The organism is Ensifer sp. EB106-03-01-XG145 (genome assembly GCF_058792075.1).
This window is the reverse complement of record NZ_JBYTEC010000010.1, coordinates 213230-231541: the sequence shown is the minus strand read 5'-3', so window position 1 is coordinate 231541 and position 18312 is coordinate 213230. Positions and strand designations below refer to the sequence as shown.

15 protein-coding genes, 1 tRNA gene and 1 riboswitch are annotated in these 18312 nt (G+C 61.4%); of the genes, 10 read left to right on the top strand and 6 right to left on the bottom strand.

All coding sequences use genetic code 11. The annotated features are described in order from the left end of the window. Positions 1–25: 25 nt before the first annotated feature. Positions 26–1051 carry an alcohol dehydrogenase AdhP gene (adhP, locus tag AC3WWH_RS22985; protein WP_058324162.1) on the bottom strand — a complete coding sequence of 342 codons (1026 nt, stop codon included), beginning with the start codon at positions 1049–1051 and terminating at the stop codon, positions 26–28. Positions 1052–1515: 464 nt separating this feature from the next. Here adhP and AC3WWH_RS22980 point away from each other — a divergent pair. The 6 genes from AC3WWH_RS22980 (at position 1516) to AC3WWH_RS22955 (ending at position 12039) form a co-directional block, all read left to right on the top strand. Next, a tRNA-Ala gene (locus tag AC3WWH_RS22980) sits at positions 1516–1591 on the top strand. Between the two features lie 209 nt (positions 1592–1800). Continuing rightward, positions 1801–2466 (top strand): CBS domain-containing protein, encoded by a 666-nt coding sequence (locus AC3WWH_RS22975; protein WP_058324161.1) that lies wholly within the window; start codon positions 1801–1803, stop codon positions 2464–2466. A 211-nt stretch (positions 2467–2677) separates the two neighbouring features. Beyond that, positions 2678–5140, top strand: coding sequence for a phosphoketolase family protein (locus AC3WWH_RS22970; protein WP_082641107.1), 2463 nt, complete (start codon positions 2678–2680; stop codon positions 5138–5140). Positions 5141–5162: 22 nt separating this feature from the next. Next, positions 5163–9014, top strand: coding sequence for a GH36-type glycosyl hydrolase domain-containing protein (locus AC3WWH_RS22965; protein WP_058324160.1), 3852 nt, complete (start codon positions 5163–5165; stop codon positions 9012–9014). A gap of 2 nt (positions 9015–9016) precedes the next feature. Beyond that, on the top strand, positions 9017–10336 hold the full coding sequence (locus AC3WWH_RS22960) for a glucoamylase family protein (protein ID WP_058324159.1): 1320 nt from the start codon (positions 9017–9019) through the stop codon (positions 10334–10336). A gap of 26 nt (positions 10337–10362) precedes the next feature. Further along, positions 10363–12039, top strand: coding sequence for an ABC transporter ATP-binding protein/permease (locus AC3WWH_RS22955; RefSeq protein WP_058324158.1), 1677 nt, complete (start codon positions 10363–10365; stop codon positions 12037–12039). A 175-nt stretch (positions 12040–12214) separates the two neighbouring features. Here the strand turns inward: AC3WWH_RS22955 and AC3WWH_RS22950 are convergent, their stop codons facing one another. Together AC3WWH_RS22950 and AC3WWH_RS22945 are read right to left on the bottom strand one after the other, a co-directional pair. After that, a complete protein-coding gene (locus tag AC3WWH_RS22950; RefSeq protein ID WP_255571446.1) occupies positions 12215–12340 on the bottom strand; it encodes a hypothetical protein in 126 nt (41 codons plus the stop codon). Between the two features lie 217 nt (positions 12341–12557). Next, complete coding sequence (locus tag AC3WWH_RS22945; RefSeq protein WP_057250349.1) at positions 12558–12800, bottom strand: hypothetical protein; 243 nt, start codon at positions 12798–12800, stop codon at positions 12558–12560. Between the two features lie 270 nt (positions 12801–13070). Here AC3WWH_RS22945 and AC3WWH_RS22940 point away from each other — a divergent pair, with 270 nt between their 5' ends. After that, positions 13071–13991: a DnaJ C-terminal domain-containing protein gene (locus AC3WWH_RS22940; RefSeq protein ID WP_058324157.1), complete on the top strand. Its 921-nt coding sequence runs from the start codon at positions 13071–13073 to the stop codon at positions 13989–13991. Further along, a complete protein-coding gene (locus AC3WWH_RS22935; RefSeq protein ID WP_057250244.1) occupies positions 13988–14302 on the top strand; it encodes a chaperone modulator CbpM in 315 nt (104 codons plus the stop codon). Before AC3WWH_RS22940 ends, AC3WWH_RS22935 begins: the two co-directional genes overlap by 4 nt. On the opposite strand, the gene AC3WWH_RS22930 is transcribed toward AC3WWH_RS22935, so the two are convergent. Next, positions 14266–14727: a nuclear transport factor 2 family protein gene (locus tag AC3WWH_RS22930; protein WP_057250242.1), complete on the bottom strand. Its 462-nt coding sequence runs from the start codon at positions 14725–14727 to the stop codon at positions 14266–14268. The genes AC3WWH_RS22935 and AC3WWH_RS22930 overlap by 37 nt on opposite strands. Before the next feature lie 209 nt (positions 14728–14936). Here AC3WWH_RS22930 and AC3WWH_RS22925 point away from each other — a divergent pair, with 209 nt between their 5' ends. Further along, a complete protein-coding gene (locus AC3WWH_RS22925; RefSeq protein ID WP_057250240.1) occupies positions 14937–15293 on the top strand; it encodes a hypothetical protein in 357 nt (118 codons plus the stop codon). Between the two features lie 22 nt (positions 15294–15315). On the opposite strand, the gene AC3WWH_RS22920 is transcribed toward AC3WWH_RS22925, so the two are convergent. Together AC3WWH_RS22920 and AC3WWH_RS22915 are read right to left on the bottom strand one after the other, a co-directional pair. Then, on the bottom strand, positions 15316–16302 hold the full coding sequence (locus tag AC3WWH_RS22920; protein ID WP_058324156.1) for a DUF1775 domain-containing protein: 987 nt from the start codon (positions 16300–16302) through the stop codon (positions 15316–15318). Between the two features lie 76 nt (positions 16303–16378). Further along, positions 16379–16768, bottom strand: a complete 390-nt coding sequence (locus AC3WWH_RS22915) for a hypothetical protein (protein WP_058324198.1) — start codon at positions 16766–16768, stop codon at positions 16379–16381. Positions 16769–16930: 162 nt separating this feature from the next. Continuing rightward, positions 16931–17018: riboswitch (glycine riboswitch) on the top strand. Between the two features lie 141 nt (positions 17019–17159). On the opposite strand from AC3WWH_RS22915, the gene gcvT reads away from it, so the two are divergent. Continuing rightward, on the top strand, positions 17160–18299 hold the full coding sequence (gcvT, locus tag AC3WWH_RS22910; RefSeq protein ID WP_057250236.1) for a glycine cleavage system aminomethyltransferase GcvT: 1140 nt from the start codon (positions 17160–17162) through the stop codon (positions 18297–18299). The last annotated feature ends 13 nt before the right edge of the window (positions 18300–18312 follow it).

Here is an 18312-nt window from a genome sequence, read left to right as displayed (position 1 = left end):
GACCGGACGGGCACGGCTGCGCCGGCTACTGCAGGCTCATGACGATGCGCCCGTCGATCTTGCCGGCCTCCATCCGGTGGAAGATCTCATTGATGTTCTCGAGGCTGTCCCATGAGAAATGCGGCGCCACCTTGCCTTCAGCGGCAAACTGCAGCGATTCCTCCAGATCCTGGCGGGTGCCGACGATCGATCCGCGCACCGTTATGCGCTTGAGCACCGTTTCAAAGACCGGCACGGAGATCATCCCAGGGGGAAGGCCGACGAGCGCCATCGTGCCCCGCGATCGCAGGAATCCGAACGCCTGTTCCATTGCAGCAGGTGAAACCGCAGTTACGAGCGCCCCATGCACGCCGCCGGTCGCCTTGATTACCTGCTCTACGGCATCCTTCGCCTTGCCGTTGACTGTAATGTCGGCGCCTAGCTGCTTTGCAAGTGCCAGCTTGTCGTCGAAGATGTCCGCGGCGACGACATGCATGCCCATCGCCTTTGCGTACTGCACAGCCATGTGGCCAAGGCCACCGATGCCGGAGACGGCGACCCATTCGCCGGGCCGTACTTCCGTTTCCTTCAATCCCTTGTAAACGGTCACGCCGGCGCAAAGAACCGGCGCAGCAGGGCCGAAGTCCAGCCCGGTGGGCAGGCTGCCGACGAAGTCGGGATCCGCCAGTCCATACTCGGCAAATGTTCCGTCGACGGAATATCCGGTGTTCGACTGTGATGCGCACAGTGTTTCCCAACCGGTGCGGCAATGCGGGCAGTAACCACATGCGCTGTGAAGCCAGGGAACGCCGACCCTGTCCCCCTCTTTCACTCTTTTGACACCGGCACCCACTGCCGAAACATAGCCGACGCCCTCGTGTCCCGGAATAAACGGCGGGCTAGGCTTTACCGGCCAGTCTCCATTTGCTGCATGGAGGTCGGTGTGGCAGACGCCCGTTGCTTCATATTTGACGAGGATCTGCCCAGGTTGCGGCGTCGGCACCGCCACCTCCTCGATCACAAGGGGCGTGCGGAACTGCCGAACGACGGCGGCCTTCATCGTCTGGGCCATTGCTAATCCTCCTCCAAATCGCCGGGCCCACGGAGAGGCCCATTAAGGGAAGTGCGGAGCCGGCAGGCGCCTATGTCGGATACCGAAAAAGTGCACATTGATCCGGACGCCATGGACGTTCGCGGCCGGGACTCGGGCGTCATCTCATCGTTGACACGCACCGCCAGTATTTCAGCGAGGTTCGGGCGGTGCTTTCGTTAGGCATCAGCGTAAACCCGCGAGCATAGTTCGACAATGGCTCCCCGCGCGTGGGGGCGTGACCTACTGTAACATACAGCGGCGCGCGTCGATGAGGGCCCCGAGCGGAAATGGCGCGTCTGCCCGCTACTTTCGAAGAAACGGTTTTGAAACGGATCGCCCGACGAACCGATCGAGCGCGTCGCTTCGCGCAATGATGTCCAACCAGGCGCGTCGTCTCAAGTGTATTGACATGCTCGGCGCGTGTCGTGTTGACTGGATGTAATGGGGCCGTAGCTCAGTTGGGAGAGCGCCGCAATCGCACTGCGGAGGTCGAGGGTTCGACTCCCTTCGGCTCCACCAGAACACAACCGCGCGCGTCGAGAGCTAGTTAAATCCAATCGGGCTGTGCACGAGTGTTTGCGCTCGACTAGAAGCTGCAGCATGGGTTCTGCCAGCGCCGGCGCTCAACTCGAACGTCTCCCCCACGAACAGGTTGTCGAACCGCCGCGATAGGTTTACCTTACGCCCGCCAATGACGGTACCAAGGTCCTTTTCGGAGTTGGATCGACATGCGCGTCAAAGATGTGATGACGACAAAGATCGTCAGGCTTTCGCCTGACAACAGCGTCAGACAGGCAGCCCGGATCATGTTCGACAGCCACGTCAGCGGCCTTCCGGTCGTTGACGATGAAGGCCGTCTCATTGGGCTGATCAGCGAGGGCGACTTGATCCGGCGCACGGAACTCGGTGGCGGCGGACCGCTGGCGGACGCGACGCTTGCGGCCGACGACAGGGCCCACGCCTATATACGCCGATCCTCCTGGAGGGTGGGCGACGCCATGACAGCCGATCCCGTTACCATCGACGAGGATGCGCCGCTCGCGCGGGTGGCGGCGCTGATGCAGGAACGTGGCATCAAGCGCCTTCCCGTTCTCAGGAACGGCGTACTGGTCGGCATCGTCAGCCGCGCCGATCTGTTGCAGGCGGTTTTGTCAGCAAAGCAGGACGAGACGGCCGCGGGTGATGAAGCGATCCGGCGCAGCATTCTTGTGCGCCTCGGCGAGAACACCGGCCTCGAAGGTCTGGATGTGAAGGTCGCCGTGACCGATGGCATCGTTCATCTCTGGGGCAACGTGGAGACGGCCGAGTGCCGGAGGGCCGCACGGATCGTTGCCGAAAATGTCCGCGGCGTTCGGGGCGTGGTCGAGCATTTCTCGGAACCATATCCGCAATAGCGCCCCTTTTAATTGTGCCGCGACACGCAGGTGTTCGCGACACCGAGTTGGCAAGACGATCCCAGCCGCTGTCGTCCGAAGACAGGTGTTCCATCATTCTGCCCGTCGCCGGCAAACAGCAACGACCGTAGCGAATTCAAGAGACTGCAGTGGCTTGCACGACTGCAAGTCGGAGAAATCCAGGCAATGTCCTAATGATCGGGAGGTTCAGATGGTTTCGCCTGAAACGGTATCGATGAAAGAGACGGCATCCGGGAGCTCGCATTCAACAACGCCATTATCGGCAGACGAACTCCGACTGATGGACGCCTATTGGCGCGCGTCGAACTACCTTTCTGTCGGCCAGATCTATCTGCTCGACAATCCGCTCCTGCGCGAGCCGCTGAAACGCGAACACATCAAGCCGCGCCTGCTCGGCCACTGGGGCACCTCGCCTGGCCTCAACATGCTCTATGTGCATCTCAACCGCGTGATCAAGCGCGACGATCTCAACATGATCTATATCATCGGGCCGGGGCACGGCGGGCCGTCGCTGGTGGCGCATGCCTATCTCGAAGGGACCTACACCGAGTTCTATCCGAACATCGGTGAAGATGCCGAGGGTATGCAGCGGCTCTTCAAGCAGTTCAGCTTTCCAGGCGGCATCCCGAGCCACGTGGCGCCGGAAACGCCCGGCAGCATCCATGAGGGCGGCGAACTTGGCTATGCGTTGAGCCACGCCTATGGCGCCGCCTTCGATAACCCGGACCTTGTCGTCGCCTGCATCGTCGGCGATGGCGAGGCCGAGACCGGGCCGCTTGCTACCGGCTGGCAGAGCAACAAGTTCCTGAACCCGGCCCGCGACGGCTGCGTGCTGCCGATCCTGCATCTGAACGGCTACAAGATCGCCAATCCGTGCTTCCTCGCCCGCATTCCGCGTGACGAGCTGCAGAAGTTCTTCGAGGGCATGGGCTACAAGCCCTACTTCGTCGAAGGGCATGATCCGGCAAGCGTGCATCAGCAACTCGCCGCTGTGCTGGATACGGCGATGGCCGAGATCCGGCAGATCTGGGACGATGCCCGCGTGAGGGGCAATCTGAAGCGGCCGGCATGGCCGATGATCGTCTTCCGCACGCCGAAGGGCTGGACCTGCCCCCCCGAGATCGACGGCAAGAAATGCGAGGACTACTGGCGGGCGCACCAGGTGCCGATGGGCGAGATGGACAAGCCCGAGCACATCCGCATCCTCGAGCAATGGATGAAGAGCTATCGCCCCGAGGAGCTTTTCAGCGATCAAGGCCGGCTGAAGCCGGAGATCGCAGCGCTCGCGCCAACGGGGCATCGCCGCATGAGCGACAATCCGCACGCCAATGGCGGCCTGTTGCTGCGTGACCTGAAGATGCCGGCGTTCCGCGACTATGCCGTCGAGGTTCCCCGTCCCGGCGGGACCAATGTGGAAGCGGCCCGCGTCATGGGCAAGTTCCTGCGCGACGTGATGAAATCCAACATGGACGCCAGGAACTTCCGCCTGTTCAGTCCGGATGAAAACAACTCGAACCGCTGGCAGGACGTGCTGGAGGTCACCAATCGCTGCTACATGGCCGAAATCTATCCGGAGGACGACCACCTCTCACCGGATGGCCGCATCATGGAGGTGCTGAGCGAACACCAGTGTCAGGGCTGGCTCGAAGGCTATCTGCTGACCGGCCGCCACGGCTTCTTCTCCTGCTACGAAGCCTTCATCCACATCATCGATTCAATGTTCAACCAGCATGCCAAGTGGCTGAAAGTCTGCAACGAGATCCCCTGGCGCCGGCCGGTGGGGTCGCTAAACTACTTCCTGAGTTCCCATGTCTGGCGGCAGGACCACAACGGCTTCAGCCATCAGGATCCCGGCTTCATCGATCACGTCGTCAACAAGAAGGCCGACGTCATCCGCGTCTACCTGCCACCGGACGCCAACACGCTGCTGTCCGTCACCGACCATTGCCTGCGCAGCCGCAACTACATCAACGTCGTCGTGGCGGGAAAGCAACCCGCGCCGCAATGGCTGACGATGGAACAGGCCGTGCGCCATTGCAGCATGGGCGTCAGCATCTGGGATTGGGCGAGCAACGATGCCGACAGCGAACCGGATGTCGTCATGGCCTGCTGCGGCGACACTCCGACGCTCGAAACGCTGGCCGCGGTGCAATTGCTGCGCGAGCATCTTCCGGAAGTGAAAGTGCGGGTCGTCAATGTCGTCAACCTGATGAAACTGCAACCGGCGGAAGAACATCCCCACGGCCTCACGGACCGTGATTTCGATGGTATCTTCACCAGGGACAAGCCGATCATCTTCGCCTTCCACGGCTATCCGTGGCTGATCCATCGCCTCACCTACCGCCGGACCAACCACGGCAACCTGCATGTTCGTGGCTACAAGGAGGAAGGTACGACGACGACGCCGTTCGACATGGTGGTGCTCAACGAGCTCGATCGTTTCCATCTCGCCGGCGATGTCATCGACCGCCTGCCCCACCTCGGGGCGCGCGCCGCCTATTTCAAGCAGGCAATTCAAGCCAAGCTGATCGAGCATCGCGAATATATCGAGAAGCATGGCGATGACATGCCGTCGATCAGCGGTTGGAAATGGGGCGTTCAGGGTGCGCATCAGGCGAAGCCGAGGACGTCGACCGAGGGTGACAACGTGTAGCCCGCAATGAAGGATCGGTCTGATGGTCCGGCCAGCTGGCAAGGTTGACGTCAGTGCGACACGTCCGGCAGGCGTGCCTCCTGACACGACCCTGCTTTCGAATGGGAACTACAACGTGCTTCTGACCGAGGCCGGTGCCGGGTATGAAACCTGGCGCGGCCTCGACATCACGCGTTGGCGTGAGGACGGCACACGCGATTGCTGGGGCCAGTTCTGCTACATCCGCGACCTTGAGAGCGGCGAGGTCTGGACGATTGGCCGGCAGCCGATCTGCCATGCGGAGGCGATCTACGAACACACGTTTCACGGCGAACGTGCCGAGTATCGCTGTTTGCTCGGAGATATCGATATTCGATGGGACGTGTCGGTCGCACAGGACTGCGATGCCGAAGTGCGTTTGCTGAAACTCTGCAACAAGGGTGGGAAAGCGAGAAAGCTTGAGCTGACAAGCTATTCCGAAGTCTGCCTGAATGGCCGAAGCGCCGATAGCGCACATCCGGCATTTGCCAAGCTTTTCATCGAAACCTGGTTCGACACCGAAACAACCGCTTTGTTCGCACGGCGCCGGCCGCGCAGTGCATCGGAGCGCCCCGTCTGGGCGGTGCACGTGTCTGCGTCAAGCCGCCAGGGCCATGCGGTGGAATATGAAACGGACCGCTACAGATTTCTTGGCCGGCGGCGGACGGCCTCAAACCCTGACGCCCTGGTGCCGGGGAGCCGTCTATCAGGGACGACGGGTCCCGTGCTCGACCCCATCTTCAGCCTGCGCCGGACAGTCGATCTGGAACCCTCCGGAGCGGAGGTGATCGCGTTCGTAACGGGCGCAGCCGATAGTGATTTAGACGCTGCCGCAATAGCAAGACGCTTCGCCAATATCGACGCCGCGCGCCAAACGTTGGTGGATGCCGAGAAAAACAATGAAGGCCCGCCCCGGTCACCCTCTCCTCAAGAGTTGGCCGTCTACAATCGGCTCGTAGCACATCTGGCATTTTCTGTTCCCGGCTTAAGGGAAGGCAGCACGCCCGGCACGAGGCGGCTGAACCGCGACGACTTGGGATCGGCGGGACTATCGGGAGCCATCCCAATTCTCCTGCTGCGTATCGACAAAACAGGCGAGGACGCTCTCGTCGACGATGTCATCAAGGCCCACGCATTCCTTGCCAGTCGCGGATTTCCCTTCGATCTCGCGGTCCTTGATGAAGAGGAAGCGAGCGAAAGCTTGCAGTTGAGCGCCAAGGCGACGGTCCATGTGGAGCAAACCCTCGGCAAAGCCGGGGGTGTTCATTTCCCACCGAGGGCCAGTGTTTCGGCCAGTGCAGAAAATGCGATCACGGCCGCCGCGCGCCTCGTCCTTTGCTGCAGTCAAGGATCCCTTTCAGCTCAACTTTCGGCGAGATCGGCCACCACTTTTCCGACGCTGAGGGAGACCAGGACGAATGTTTCCGCCGCGCACGAAAGGCGTCACGAGGCCCCACGAGATGGCCTGCTTTTTTGGAATGGCCGTGGAGGGTTTACCAAGGACGGGCGCGAATATGTGATCGGAGCGGATGCGACGCCAACGCCGTGGTGTAACGTCCTTGCCAATAGCGCGTTTGGCTGCCTGACGAGCGACAGCGGTCTTGGGTACACTTGGGCGGGCAACAGCCAACTGAACAGGCTCACGCCCTGGTCTAACGACCCGGTCTCGGACCCGCCGAGTGAAGTTATCTACTTGCGCGATGAGCAGACGGCGGAGCTATGGACGCCGACGCCTTTGCCTCTCGGCCAGACATCGACGACGAGGACGAAGCATGGTCAAGGTTACACGTGCTACGAAAGCAGTCGCGGACCATTGCATCATGAAATGACTGTCCACGTGCCGGCCTCGGGAGCGATCAAGGTTGTCCGCCTTGCTATTCGCAACGACGGAAAACGACTTCGCCGCCTTACCGCCACCTACTTCGTTGAATGGGTCCTCGGCACGCTGCGCGAAAGCGCATGCTCCCGGGTCGAATGCGAATTTGACAGCGAGATCGGTGCTATCGTTGCCCGGAACGTCTGGGAAGGGGATTTTTCCGGAACGCTCGCATTCGCCGCCTCAAGCGCGCCTGTCCGATCGTTCACATGCGATCGGCGCGCGTTCCTCGGCAGAAACGGTTCCATCGCTCAGCCGGTGGGATTGGAAGGCTTCGATCTCGGGGGACAAACCGGTTCTCTGCTCGACCCCTGCGCAGCCCTCATGGTCAGCGTTTCAATCCCGCCGGCGGTGACCGTCGAGCTGGTATTCGTGCTCGGGCAGGCCGAAAGCCGCGAGGAAATGCGCAGGCTCGTCCGCGAACATGCCGGACCGAGGGGCGCCAGGAACGCGCTGGCAGCCGTTTCACAACAGTGGGATCATCTGCTGAACGCCGTCACGGTCCGAACGCCAGATACGGCCTTCAACCTCATGATGAACCGCTGGTTGCTCTATCAGGTGTTGGCTTGCCGTATCTGGGCGCGAACAGGGTTCTACCAATCCGGCGGCGCCTATGGATTTCGCGACCAGCTCCAGGACGTCGCAGCCCTCGTCCATTGCGCGCACGATGAAGCGCGAACGCACATCCTTCGCGCTGCCTCGCGCCAGTTTGCCGAGGGAGACGTTCAACATTGGTGGCATCCGCCATCGGGTGCCGGCGTGCGCACACGCATGACGGATGACCTCTACTTTCTGCCCTACGTCGTCCATCACTATGTATCGGTCTCCGGAGACTACGGGCTCCTCAGCGAACAGGTTCCTTTCATCGTCTCGCCGCCTCTAGAGGACGAGGAGGAGGAGCGCTACGAGGTGCCTCCGGCCAGCCAGGAGAGCGGGACCGTCTATGAGCACTGCTGTCGGGCACTTGACCGAGGTTTGCGGCTAGGCAGCCACGGGCTTCCGCTTATGGGAACGGGCGATTGGAACGACGGCATGAACCGGGTCGGCGCGGAAGGCAAAGGCGAGAGCGTATGGAACGGATGGTTCTTTCTGACCGTCCTTGGATCCTTTGCCGCCATCGCATCGGCGATGGCAGATGACGAACGGGCCAAATGGTGCAAGGAGCGCGCCGAGACCCTGCGCATATCCCTGGAGACCCACGCCTGGGATGGCGCCTGGTATCGCCGTGCCTACTTCGACGATGGCACTCCCCTCGGGTCCCAGTCGAACGACGAGTGTCAGATCGACGCGATCCCGCAGGCCTGGGCAGTTATCTCGGGTGCTGCAGATGCCGAGCGCGCCGCGCAGGCAATGCGCGCGGTTTGGGAGCGGCTCGTTCGTACCGACAGCGGCTTGATACAGCTTTTCGATCCGCCGTTCGACAAGGGCGCGCTGCAGCCCGGCTACATAAAGGGCTATGTGCCCGGAATTCGGGAGAATGGCGGCCAGTACACCCACGCGGCCACGTGGGTGGCGCTGGCGACAGCATTGCTGGGGGATGGCGATCGGGCGTTTCAGCTCTGGAGCATGCTCAATCCCATCAACCATGCCCTGTCACCCAAAGACACCGACCGCTACATGGTCGAGCCATATGTTGTCAGCGCCGACGTCTATGGCGCCGCTCCTCACACCGGCCGCGGTGGCTGGACCTGGTATACGGGATCGGCGGGCTGGCTGTACCGCGTTGGCCTTGAGGCCATTCTCGGCATTCGCCGTCAGGGACCCCGGCTTTTTGTCGAGCCGTGCATTCCCACCGGGTGGTCGACATACGACGTGGACTTTCGCCATGGGAGGTCGACCTACCGTATCAAGGTGAGCCGAGATACCAAACGAGGACAGAAGCACTATTCGCTGAGCCTCGATGGCAAGAAGGTCGCTGACCGGAGTGTTCCACTCGTGGATGACGGACGAGATCACGACGTCCGCCTCGTGGTGGCCTAGCCATGCCGGGATTGTTGTCGACAGACCCCGAATTGAACCGGATGCCGACCGAGCAGGATCTCGCCCGGCTCCAGTTCACGACGCTTCTGTACTATCTGCATTGCACCAATCCCGACAACGGCCTGGTGCGCGACAAGACACAGGAAGATGCACCCGCAAGTATTGCGGCGATCGGTATGGCGCTGGCGACGATCCCCGTGCTTATCGAGCGGGGCATTGTCATTCGCAAGTTCGCCGCAAAGATCGCGCGTCGACGGCTGCAGTTTCTTCTGCAATGTCCGCAAGGGCCGGAGCCGGATGCTTCCGGCTACAAGGGCTTCTTCTATCACTTCCTGGATATCGAGACCGGCAGGCGCGTTTGGGAATGCGAATTGTCGACGATCGATTCCGCCTTCCTTTTCGCCGGGGCGCTGACGGTGGCCGCCTATTTTGACGGCGATACGCCGGATGAAATCGAAATTCGCCGGTCGGCAAATGCGCTCTATGAGCGTGCCGACTGGAACTGGGCCTGCGATCACGGACTTACGCTGACCCATGGCTGGCGGCCGGAGAACGGCTTCATTCCCTATCGCTGGCGCGGCTACGACGAGGGCCTGCTTCTCTACATACTCGGCCTCGGCTCGCCGACCCATCCGCTGCCGGCCGAAGCTTACGCCGCCTATACCGAAAGCTACGACTGGCGGAACCTTTACGGTCGCGAGTTGCTCTATTCGGGCCCTCTCTTCACGCACCAGCTCTCGCATATGTGGATCGATTTCCGCGGGATCCGTGACGAGTTCATGCGCGAACACAATAGCGACTACTTCCAGAACAGCCGGCACGCGACATTCGTCCAGCAGGAATATGCCATCCGCAATCCGCTGAATTTCGTCGGCTACGGCGAGCATTGCTGGGGCTTCACGGCGAGCGACGGGCCAGGCTGGACCAAGCGTACCGTGAACGGCAGCGAAAGGGAGTTTTTCGATTATCTCGCCCGCGGCGCGCCCTTCGGCCCGGATGACGGAACCGTGTCGCCCTGGGCCGTCGTCGCCTCGCTGCCGTTCGCGCCGGAGATCGTCATCCCGACAGTCTGGAACTGCGCCCGCATGAAGCTCGGCATGACCAGGCTTTATGGCTTCAAGCCATCCTTCAACCGAAGCTTTCCGGTGGAAGGAACCGAAACTGGCTGGTGGGTCAGCCCCTACCACTTCGGCATCGACCAGGGCCCGGTTGTCCTGATGATCGAGAACTACCGAACAGGCTTGCTGTGGAACATCATGCGCCGGTGCGCGCCTGTGGTGGTGGGATTGAGGCGTGCAGGTTTTTCCGGCGGCTGGCTCTGAGGGCCAAACCAACAAAAGGTACTCAGATGGACAGCCAGCCAGTACCGATCAGAACGACCGCATTTCGTTTCGCAAGAGCTGTCCGATTTTTCCTGACATCCGAAGTCGGCGGCAGGGCCAGGTGGATGTTTGCCGGGCTCATGGCTCTGCTCTTCGGCTTGAATGGCCTCAACGTGGTGAACAATTACGTCGGCCGCAATTTCATGACTGCGATCGCCGAGCGCCAGATGGATGAGTTCGTTCGGCAAGCGGTCTTTTACGTCTGCGTCTTTGCCGTCCTCACCGTTGTCGGCGTCATCGCGCGCTTTGTCGAAGAACGGCTGGCGCTGCTTTGGCGCGGGTTCCTGACGAGACGCGCCGTCGATCTCTATCTGGAGAATGAGGCCTACTATCGCCTGGAGGTCTCAGTGACGCTGAGCCACCCGGACCAGCGGATATCCGAAGACATCCAGGCATTCACGGTCACCACCCTCTCCTACATCATCATGTTGTTCAGCAGTACACTGACGGTGGTGACGTTCTCAGGCGTGCTTTGGTCCATAAGTCCCCTGCTGTTTGTCGTAGCCGTGCTATATGCGGCTTGCGGCTCGTACATGACGATCGTTTTGGGGCGCCCTCTCATCGGCCTGAACTATGAGCGACTCGACAAGGAAGCGAGCTTCAGGTCCAGCCTCATGCATGTGCGCGAAAACGCTGAATCGGTGATGGTGGCCAGCGTTGAAGGCCAGCAAAAAACGCGATTGATGCAGCGCCTCGATGATCTGATCGCCAACATCCTCACCATTACCGCGGTCAACCGGAACCTGGCCTATTTTACGAGCGGCTACAATTGGATGATTCAGATCATCCCGGACTTGATCATTGCTCCGGCTTTCATGCGGGGGGAAATCGAATTCGGAGTGATCACGCAATCCGGCGCGGCCTTTGCCATGCTCGTGGGCGCGTTCTCCTTGATCGTTCGGCAATTCAATTCGATCTCAAATTTCGCTGCAGTGGTTTCCCGGCTGAGTTCCCTGCTCGAAGCCATTGAAAAGAGCCGAACAAGGGGTGGTGGGACCGGCATCGAACTGGTCAAGCAAGATGGCGATTTGGCCTTCGACCACGTGACGTTGGGCTCGGCTGGCGGCCACGCATTGCTACATGATCTGTCGGTAACGATCCCGCCGGGAACACCGGTGTTGATATCGGGATCGCATGGGGCTGCAGGTGCAGCGCTCTTCAGGGCAACCGCCGGAATTCCGACCGCCGGCGCCGGGCGGATCCTGCGCCCGAACGACCTGATGTTTCTTCCGCAGCGCCCCTATCTGCCGCCGGGGTCGCTTCGGCAAATTCTTCTGCCTCCGGATAACCCGGGCGATGCCTCCGACAGTCAAATGCTCGAGGTCGTGCGCAGCGTTGGTCTCGACGGCCTCGTTCACGACGCGCTCGGGCTGGAGAAGGAACAGGACCGGGAGATGTCCCTGGGTGAGCAACAGCTCTTGGCTGTCGCCAAGGTGCTTCTCGCCAGACCGCGATATGTCTTTCTTGACCGGCTTGAGGCAACCCTCGGTCATGAAACGTTTCGGAAGGTGCTGAACCTGCTCTCCAAGAACGCGATTACCTGCATCAACAATGGCGAAGAAGGCGACGCGCGTGATCTCTACGAAGCCGTGCTGGATTGTCAGGAGGATGGCCGTTGGACATGGACCCATCGCCGAGCATGACCGCTTCGCCTCGCACCGCACTCCTTGCTCGGGACGACATCAAGCGCGATGCAGGGGCGGCCAAAGCCTGTCACTTTGGGCCCGGCGGCCGCTGGCCCACCAGACTAGCCGAGCCTTTTCCCTCTGGCGAAGGCGCGCTCGCGGCAGCCAAGTGATCGATGGAAAACGACCGCTGTTACCGGGGGGCGACGATGCCCTGGTAGTAATCGCCGTCACCGCCAACATAGTGCGTGCCACCGCCGCCGGTCTGCGAGCAGGCGGCCAGAGTGACGAGTGCGAACAGCAATACGATCGTTCTCATGAAGTCGGTTCCTTTCGGGCCTTAACAGCGGCTATGTCCTTGAGACTAGTGGGTATATAAGGATTAGCGTACGGGACAGGCAGCATCTAGTCGGTGGTATAGCAAAACGCTTGATCGTTGAAGATGTAATTTGTACCGGCGACCACTTGGCCGCTCGCGCATCCAGAATCTCCATGAATTTGTGTAAATCTTGGTCAATGATCGATGAGCGCGCGGGCTAGATCGGCTGCTGCTTGTTCCCCTGCTCCCGCTCCTGCCAGTATCTGAGGCGAAGCCGCGGCGCCATGAACCAGGCGACGAACGGCGTCGTGACAAAACAGGCAACCACCAGCGCCGGGATCGAATACTTCGCGTTGTCGGCGAGAACCGGGATCGACAAAACCGTTACGATGCCGATCCCGAACAGGATGGCATTGATCATCAGGCCGACCATGATGGCGAGTTGCAGGCGGACGGACATTTCGACCTCCCCGAGCTTCGAGGCAACGTTGCACCCCAAAGAAAACTTCCCGGCGTTGATTGTATCAGAGATCGCGAATTCGCGAAATGGTCGAAGGTGCAGAGCCGCAACCGGCCGCGCCGGCGACAATGCGTCACGCATGGTGCGCCGCCCCTGTCGCGCGCGAAAATCCGCCCTATGCTCTTAGGCGAGTGATTGAAGACGCATGATCGCAACGCACGCAGAGCGTCGGCGATGCGACCTCAATCGATGCCGCCTGAGGGAGACCGCATGACGAGCCCATACGAAACGCTCGGCGTCAGCCGCGAAGCGACACAAAAGGACATCCAGAGCGCCTATCGCAAGCTCGCCAAGAAATTGCACCCGGATCTTAACCCGGGAGACAAAGGAGCGGAGGACCGCTTCAAGGCTGTTTCGGCGGCCTACGCCCTCCTCAGTGACGAGGAGAAACGCGGCAAATACGATCGCGGCGAAATTGACGAGACGGGTGCGGAGACTGCACCCCGCCACTACTACCGCGACTATGCCTCGTCTGGAGATACGGCGGGACGCTACGAGAGCGCACATGGCTTTTCGGATTTCGCGGATGCGGACGATATATTCTCGAGTTTCTTTTCCCGTCGCAGCGGCGGCCAGCAGCAACGCCAGCGCGGCCGTGATCAGCACTTTTCCATGGAGATCGGCTTTCTCGACGCGGCCAACGGCACCAAGACCGAGATCAGCCTGCCGGGCGGCGGACCGGCGCTTGATCTCACCATCCCGCCCGGCACGCGCGACGGCCAGACGCTGCGGCTGCGTGGCAAGGGCGAACCCGGGTTCAACGGTGCGCCGGCCGGCGACGCGCTGATCGATATCCGCGTCAGGCCGCATCCTCTTTTTGCAACCGATGGTGACGACGTTCGCTACGAGGTGCCGATCTCACTGAGTGAAGCGGTGCTCGGCGGCAAGATCCGGGTTCCGACGATCGACGGGGCGGTCAATGTCACGATCCCGCCGCACTCCAACACCGGCAAGACATTGCGTTTGAAGGGCAAGGGCCTGCACAAGTCCGGCGGCGGCCATGGCGATGCCTATGTCAGCCTGAAGATCGTGCTGCCGCAGACCCCCGATCCGGCGCTATCCGCCTTCGTTGAAAGCTGGGCAGGCGGAAAGACGGAAGACCCGCGCAAAGGCATGGGAGGGCAAGCATGAACGACCGCGAATTCTGCGAACACCTCGACATCGAGGTGAAGGTCTTGCGCATCTGGATCGAACAGCGTTGGCTGATGCCGCGCGAGGCCGACTCCGGCTGGCTTTTCGAAGACGCCGACCTCGCCCGCGCCCGTCTGATCCAGGATCTGACAGGTCCAATGGGCGTCAACGACGACGGCGTTGATGTCGCCATGCGGCTGCTCGACCAGATCCACGGCCTGCGCAGCCGCCTCGCCGTGTTGATGAACGCCATCCGATCCCAGGAACCGGAAGTTCAAAGGCTCATCCTGTCCAGAGTTGAGGACGAATAGTCTCTGTCCCGCGCGTCCAGTAGCCCGATCGTTTCGGCGACGAACAAGGTGTCAACGAACTCCGTCAGATCGACGATCCACCCGTCACGGAACGTGAACTTGTCGATGATTTCGGTCCGTTGACGGGTTTGCGATGGAATGAAGCAAACGACGCCGGCGCGGTGGACGACGATAGTATCGCCGTCAGCGTAAGCGCCAACCATCTCCATCTCGCTCAGGTCCCAGTTCTCAACGAGGGCCTGGAAACTGCTGCGCACCGTTTCCGGCGTGTTGACCCCGAGCGCCATCGTGCCGAGCCTGCCGTTTCCGACGATGCGGAAGCTGAAGTCTGGATCGAGTTGCGCCATCATGGTGTCGAGGTCGTTGACGTTGCGGGCAAGGTAGAGGGCCCGAATCCTGGTTTCCAACACGCTTCGCTCGGTCATTTGAAGCCTCCCCGTTTCTATCTGGGCGAGTGTGCGCGAACTTTAGTGATATCGCAAGTACAGGTTCGCGCTTCGGGATTCGTTCACCGCAAGTGCCACGAATCTGGCTGTCGTTAGGATTTTATTAAAAGGCAGGTGCTGGCTTTTACACGCCTGCAAGTGGAGTTGAGCGACAAGAAAGGATTGAACGACGGGAAAGCAGGAAAGACGTGACACAGGTCGTCACAGTATCCGCGACGACAGCGGCTTATGCAGCGGAAGCGCTGAAGCCGTCTGCACGCGTGCGGGGTGACGGTCCGACCGACGAAGCGATCACGCTGCTTTCGATCCGGCGCGCCGAGGAGCCCGCACTGACGCCGGTCTCGATCCCCAAGACCAAGGGCGCCCTGCCCCTCTCCTTCATGCTCATGAGCGCCGATGGCCGGTTGCCGGAACGCTCGGAAGCCGAAGCGCTGCGCCGCTATCTCGAATTCATGCGCGATGACGACGACGGATCCGAGAGCCGCGAAAACGAAGGCCGGCAGGATGAACCGGCCGGCCAAGAGGATGAAAGCGACGCCGCCTGAGGCGAGCGTCGCAATATCTCAATCAGTGATGCTTGTGGCCGCCGGCCGCCGCGCCGCCCTTGGCCGAGCCCACCGGGAATGCCGCATCGACCTTGCCAGCCTTTTCGAAGACGAGCGTGACGGGAACGGCATCACCTTCCTTGAACGGCGTCTTCACGTCCATGAACATCAGATGCAGGCCGCCGGCCTTGAGCTCGACCGTTTCACCGGCCGGTACTGCAACGCCGTCATCGAGCTTGCGCATCTTCATCACGTCGTTTTCCATTTTCATCTCGTGGATCTCGACGCGAGCAGCCGCGGGGCTTTCGACGGCCACGAGCCGATCCTCGCCTGCCCCGCCATTCCTGATCGTCAGGAAGCCGCCGCCGACCTTGGCGCCCGGCAACATGGCCTTAACCGAGCCGCCTGATATCTCGAGGTCGCCAAGTTTCGCTGCCCCGTCGGCAGCAGCCATGTGCCCGCCATGGCCGGCATGAGGATCGGCAGCGTCGGCCATGGTTACCGTCACGGTCGGCGCCGGGCTCTTCAGGTCATGCGCGTTCTGGCCTTCGGCAGCAACCTGATCCCAGACGACCTTGCCTTCGGTTCCGCAAAGCTGCGTGGTCGGGAACGCAAGCACGGTTTCCTTGTCGAAGCCCGAGAGTTTGCCGCGTACGACAAAGGTGTCGTAGTAGTCGTCCGAGAGGTTGCCGCCCTTCCAGCGGATTTCCACCGGGCCGGACGAGACCTTCTCGCCATGATTGTCATAGGTTTTCTGGTAATCGCCCTTGATCACCTCGAGCTCCCAACCGGGCTTCGGCTGCGGCTTGGCGAAGACGAAGCCTTCGGGCAGCTTGATCTGCACTTCCGTCGTCGGCTTGCCGTCGCAGCCGTGTGGCACCTGCAGCACCGCCTTGAAGGTGCTCTCCACCGGCGCCGTGTCGTTTTCGAAGGTGGCGTGCGCGTGGGCAATGCCGCTTGCGGCAAGGCTAAGGCCGAGCGAAAGCGAAGCCAGTCTGGTCGTGTTCATGTCGTAATCTCCTGACCACGGGGGTGGTCCAAGCCGCTTGAGGGCGGCGAATTGTAATGGGAATGCGAGAGGAGGATTACGAACGCACAGGCGGCCCGCGCGAATGCGGCAGCAGGCGCAGATGCTGATGGGGCGTGGCGTTCTCAGCGAGAACCGGCGATAGCTGCCATTCGCCGGCATCGGCGCGAACGCTCTCGGTCGGCGGAACTGGCAGGAGGATCGAACCCGAGAGCCGGCAGGCTTCGCAGATCGGGGCCATCGATTGGCCCTTGCCGCTTTGGTGGTCGACGCCGTCCAGGCCGAAGCAGATTTCGGCGATCGAACCGTCAGGCAGCTGATAGGCGGCGATCTCGGCCGGCGTCAGCGTCTTGGCCATGAGCGGCTTGTGGGCAAAGGCCAGGAAAACGAGCGCGAATACGGCGACGAGCCGCACTGCTATCCCGAATTTTCCTTCGCGCCCTGTCATGGTCATCCCCGGTATTTCACTTGGGTTATCCTCAACCGGAGAAGAATGCAAAGACAGAATTGCCGCACCCGCCCGGGCTGCGGCCTTTGGTCGTGCGACAAAAATGTGTTTCACCGCGACACCGCCCCCTTGCCAAGCTCCCGCCTTCGCCGTTATCTGGAGACGATCTTGTTGGGAGAAGCCGGCTCAAACCGGTGCCGAAGGAGCAACCGCCCCGGAAACTCTCAGGCCAAAGGACCAGCAAGGTGCCGGTAGGACTCTGGAGAGAAGCGTTTTTGCGCTCGCCGAAGGGATAACAATCTCAGGCAAAGGGACAGAGGGGGCTCGAATCGACGGCGATTGACGCCGGAAGTGTGAGCCGGCGCGGGAGCGCCAGACCTGGAGGCCGGATTTGGAACAGAATCCCCATTTGAAGCATACGCCGCTGCATGCGCTGCACCTTTCCTTGGGCGCGCGCATGGTGCCCTTTGCCGGTTACGACATGCCGGTGCAGTACCCTGATGGCGTGATGAAGGAACACCAGCACACCCGCGTTGCCGCTGGTCTCTTCGATGTCTCCCATATGGGCCAGGTCATTGTCCGGCCGAAGTCCGGCAAGATCGAAGACGCAGCGCTTGCGCTTGAAAAGCTGGTGCCGGTCGATGTGCTCGGCCTTGGCGAAGGCCGGCAGCGTTATGCGATCTTCACCAATGCCGAAGGCGGCATCCTCGACGACCTGATGATCGCCAACCGTGGCGACCACCTGTTCCTCGTCGTCAACGCCGCCTGCAAGGATGCGGATTTCGAGCATCTGAAAAAGGGGCTTGCCGACACCTGCGAAGTCACCATGCTCGACGACCGCGCGCTGATCGCGCTGCAGGGTCCTCATGCCGAAGCCGTGCTGGGCGAATTGTGGGCCGATGTCTCGGCCATGCGCTTCATGGACGTCGCCGAAGCCGATCTGCATGATGTTGCCTGCATCATTTCCCGCTCCGGCTACACCGGCGAAGACGGTTTCGAAATCTCCATTCCCGTCGCATCCGCAGTGGATGTCACACAGCGGCTGCTCGAGCATCCCGATGTCAAGCCGATCGGCCTTGGCGCGCGTGATTCGCTGCGTCTGGAAGCGGGTCTTTGTCTTTATGGCAACGACATCGACACCACGACCACGCCGGTCGAGGGCGCCATCGAGTGGGCGATGCAGAAGGCCCGGCGGGCCGGCGGCGCCCGTGAGGGAGGCTTCCCCGGTGCCGATCGCATCCTCGGCCAGCTGGCCGATGGCGCTTCGCGCCGCCGCGTTGGTTTGAAGCCGGAAGGACGCGCGCCCGTGCGCGGCGGCGCAAATCTGTTCGCCGATGCCGAGGGCAAGACGCCTGTCGGCCAGGTGACGTCGGGTGGTTTCGGCCCCTCCGTCGATGGCCCCGTCGCCATGGGCTACGTCGATGCCGGCCACATCGAAATCGGCACCACCCTCTTTGCGGAAGTGCGCGGCAAGTACCTGCCCATAGCGGTCGCCGCCCTGCCCTTTGTCAAACAAACCTACAAACGCTGATCAGGAGAGAGCG

Bases quoted from the DNA above. Each gene is read 5' to 3' on its own strand.
- AC3WWH_RS22970 (WP_082641107.1), top strand. From the start codon at position 2,678: ATGGTTTCGCCTGAAACGGTATCGATGAAAGAGACGGCATCCGGGAGC.
- AC3WWH_RS22935 (WP_057250244.1), top strand. From the start codon at position 13,988: ATGAACGACCGCGAATTCTGCGAACACCTCGACATCGAGGTGAAGGTC.
- AC3WWH_RS22955 (WP_058324158.1), top strand. From the start codon at position 10,363: ATGGACAGCCAGCCAGTACCGATCAGAACGACCGCATTTCGTTTCGCA.
- AC3WWH_RS22915 (WP_058324198.1), bottom strand. From the start codon at position 16,768: ATGACAGGGCGCGAAGGAAAATTCGGGATAGCAGTGCGGCTCGTCGCC.
- AC3WWH_RS22920 (WP_058324156.1), bottom strand. From the start codon at position 16,302: ATGAACACGACCAGACTGGCTTCGCTTTCGCTCGGCCTTAGCCTTGCC.
- adhP (WP_058324162.1), bottom strand. From the start codon at position 1,051: ATGGCCCAGACGATGAAGGCCGCCGTCGTTCGGCAGTTCCGCACGCCC.
- AC3WWH_RS22945 (WP_057250349.1), bottom strand. From the start codon at position 12,800: ATGTCCGTCCGCCTGCAACTCGCCATCATGGTCGGCCTGATGATCAAT.
- AC3WWH_RS22930 (WP_057250242.1), bottom strand. From the start codon at position 14,727: ATGACCGAGCGAAGCGTGTTGGAAACCAGGATTCGGGCCCTCTACCTT.
- AC3WWH_RS22950 (WP_255571446.1), bottom strand. From the start codon at position 12,340: ATGAGAACGATCGTATTGCTGTTCGCACTCGTCACTCTGGCCGCCTGC.
- AC3WWH_RS22975 (WP_058324161.1), top strand. From the start codon at position 1,801: ATGCGCGTCAAAGATGTGATGACGACAAAGATCGTCAGGCTTTCGCCT.
- AC3WWH_RS22940 (WP_058324157.1), top strand. From the start codon at position 13,071: ATGACGAGCCCATACGAAACGCTCGGCGTCAGCCGCGAAGCGACACAA.
- AC3WWH_RS22965 (WP_058324160.1), top strand. From the start codon at position 5,163: ATGGTCCGGCCAGCTGGCAAGGTTGACGTCAGTGCGACACGTCCGGCA.
- AC3WWH_RS22960 (WP_058324159.1), top strand. From the start codon at position 9,017: ATGCCGGGATTGTTGTCGACAGACCCCGAATTGAACCGGATGCCGACC.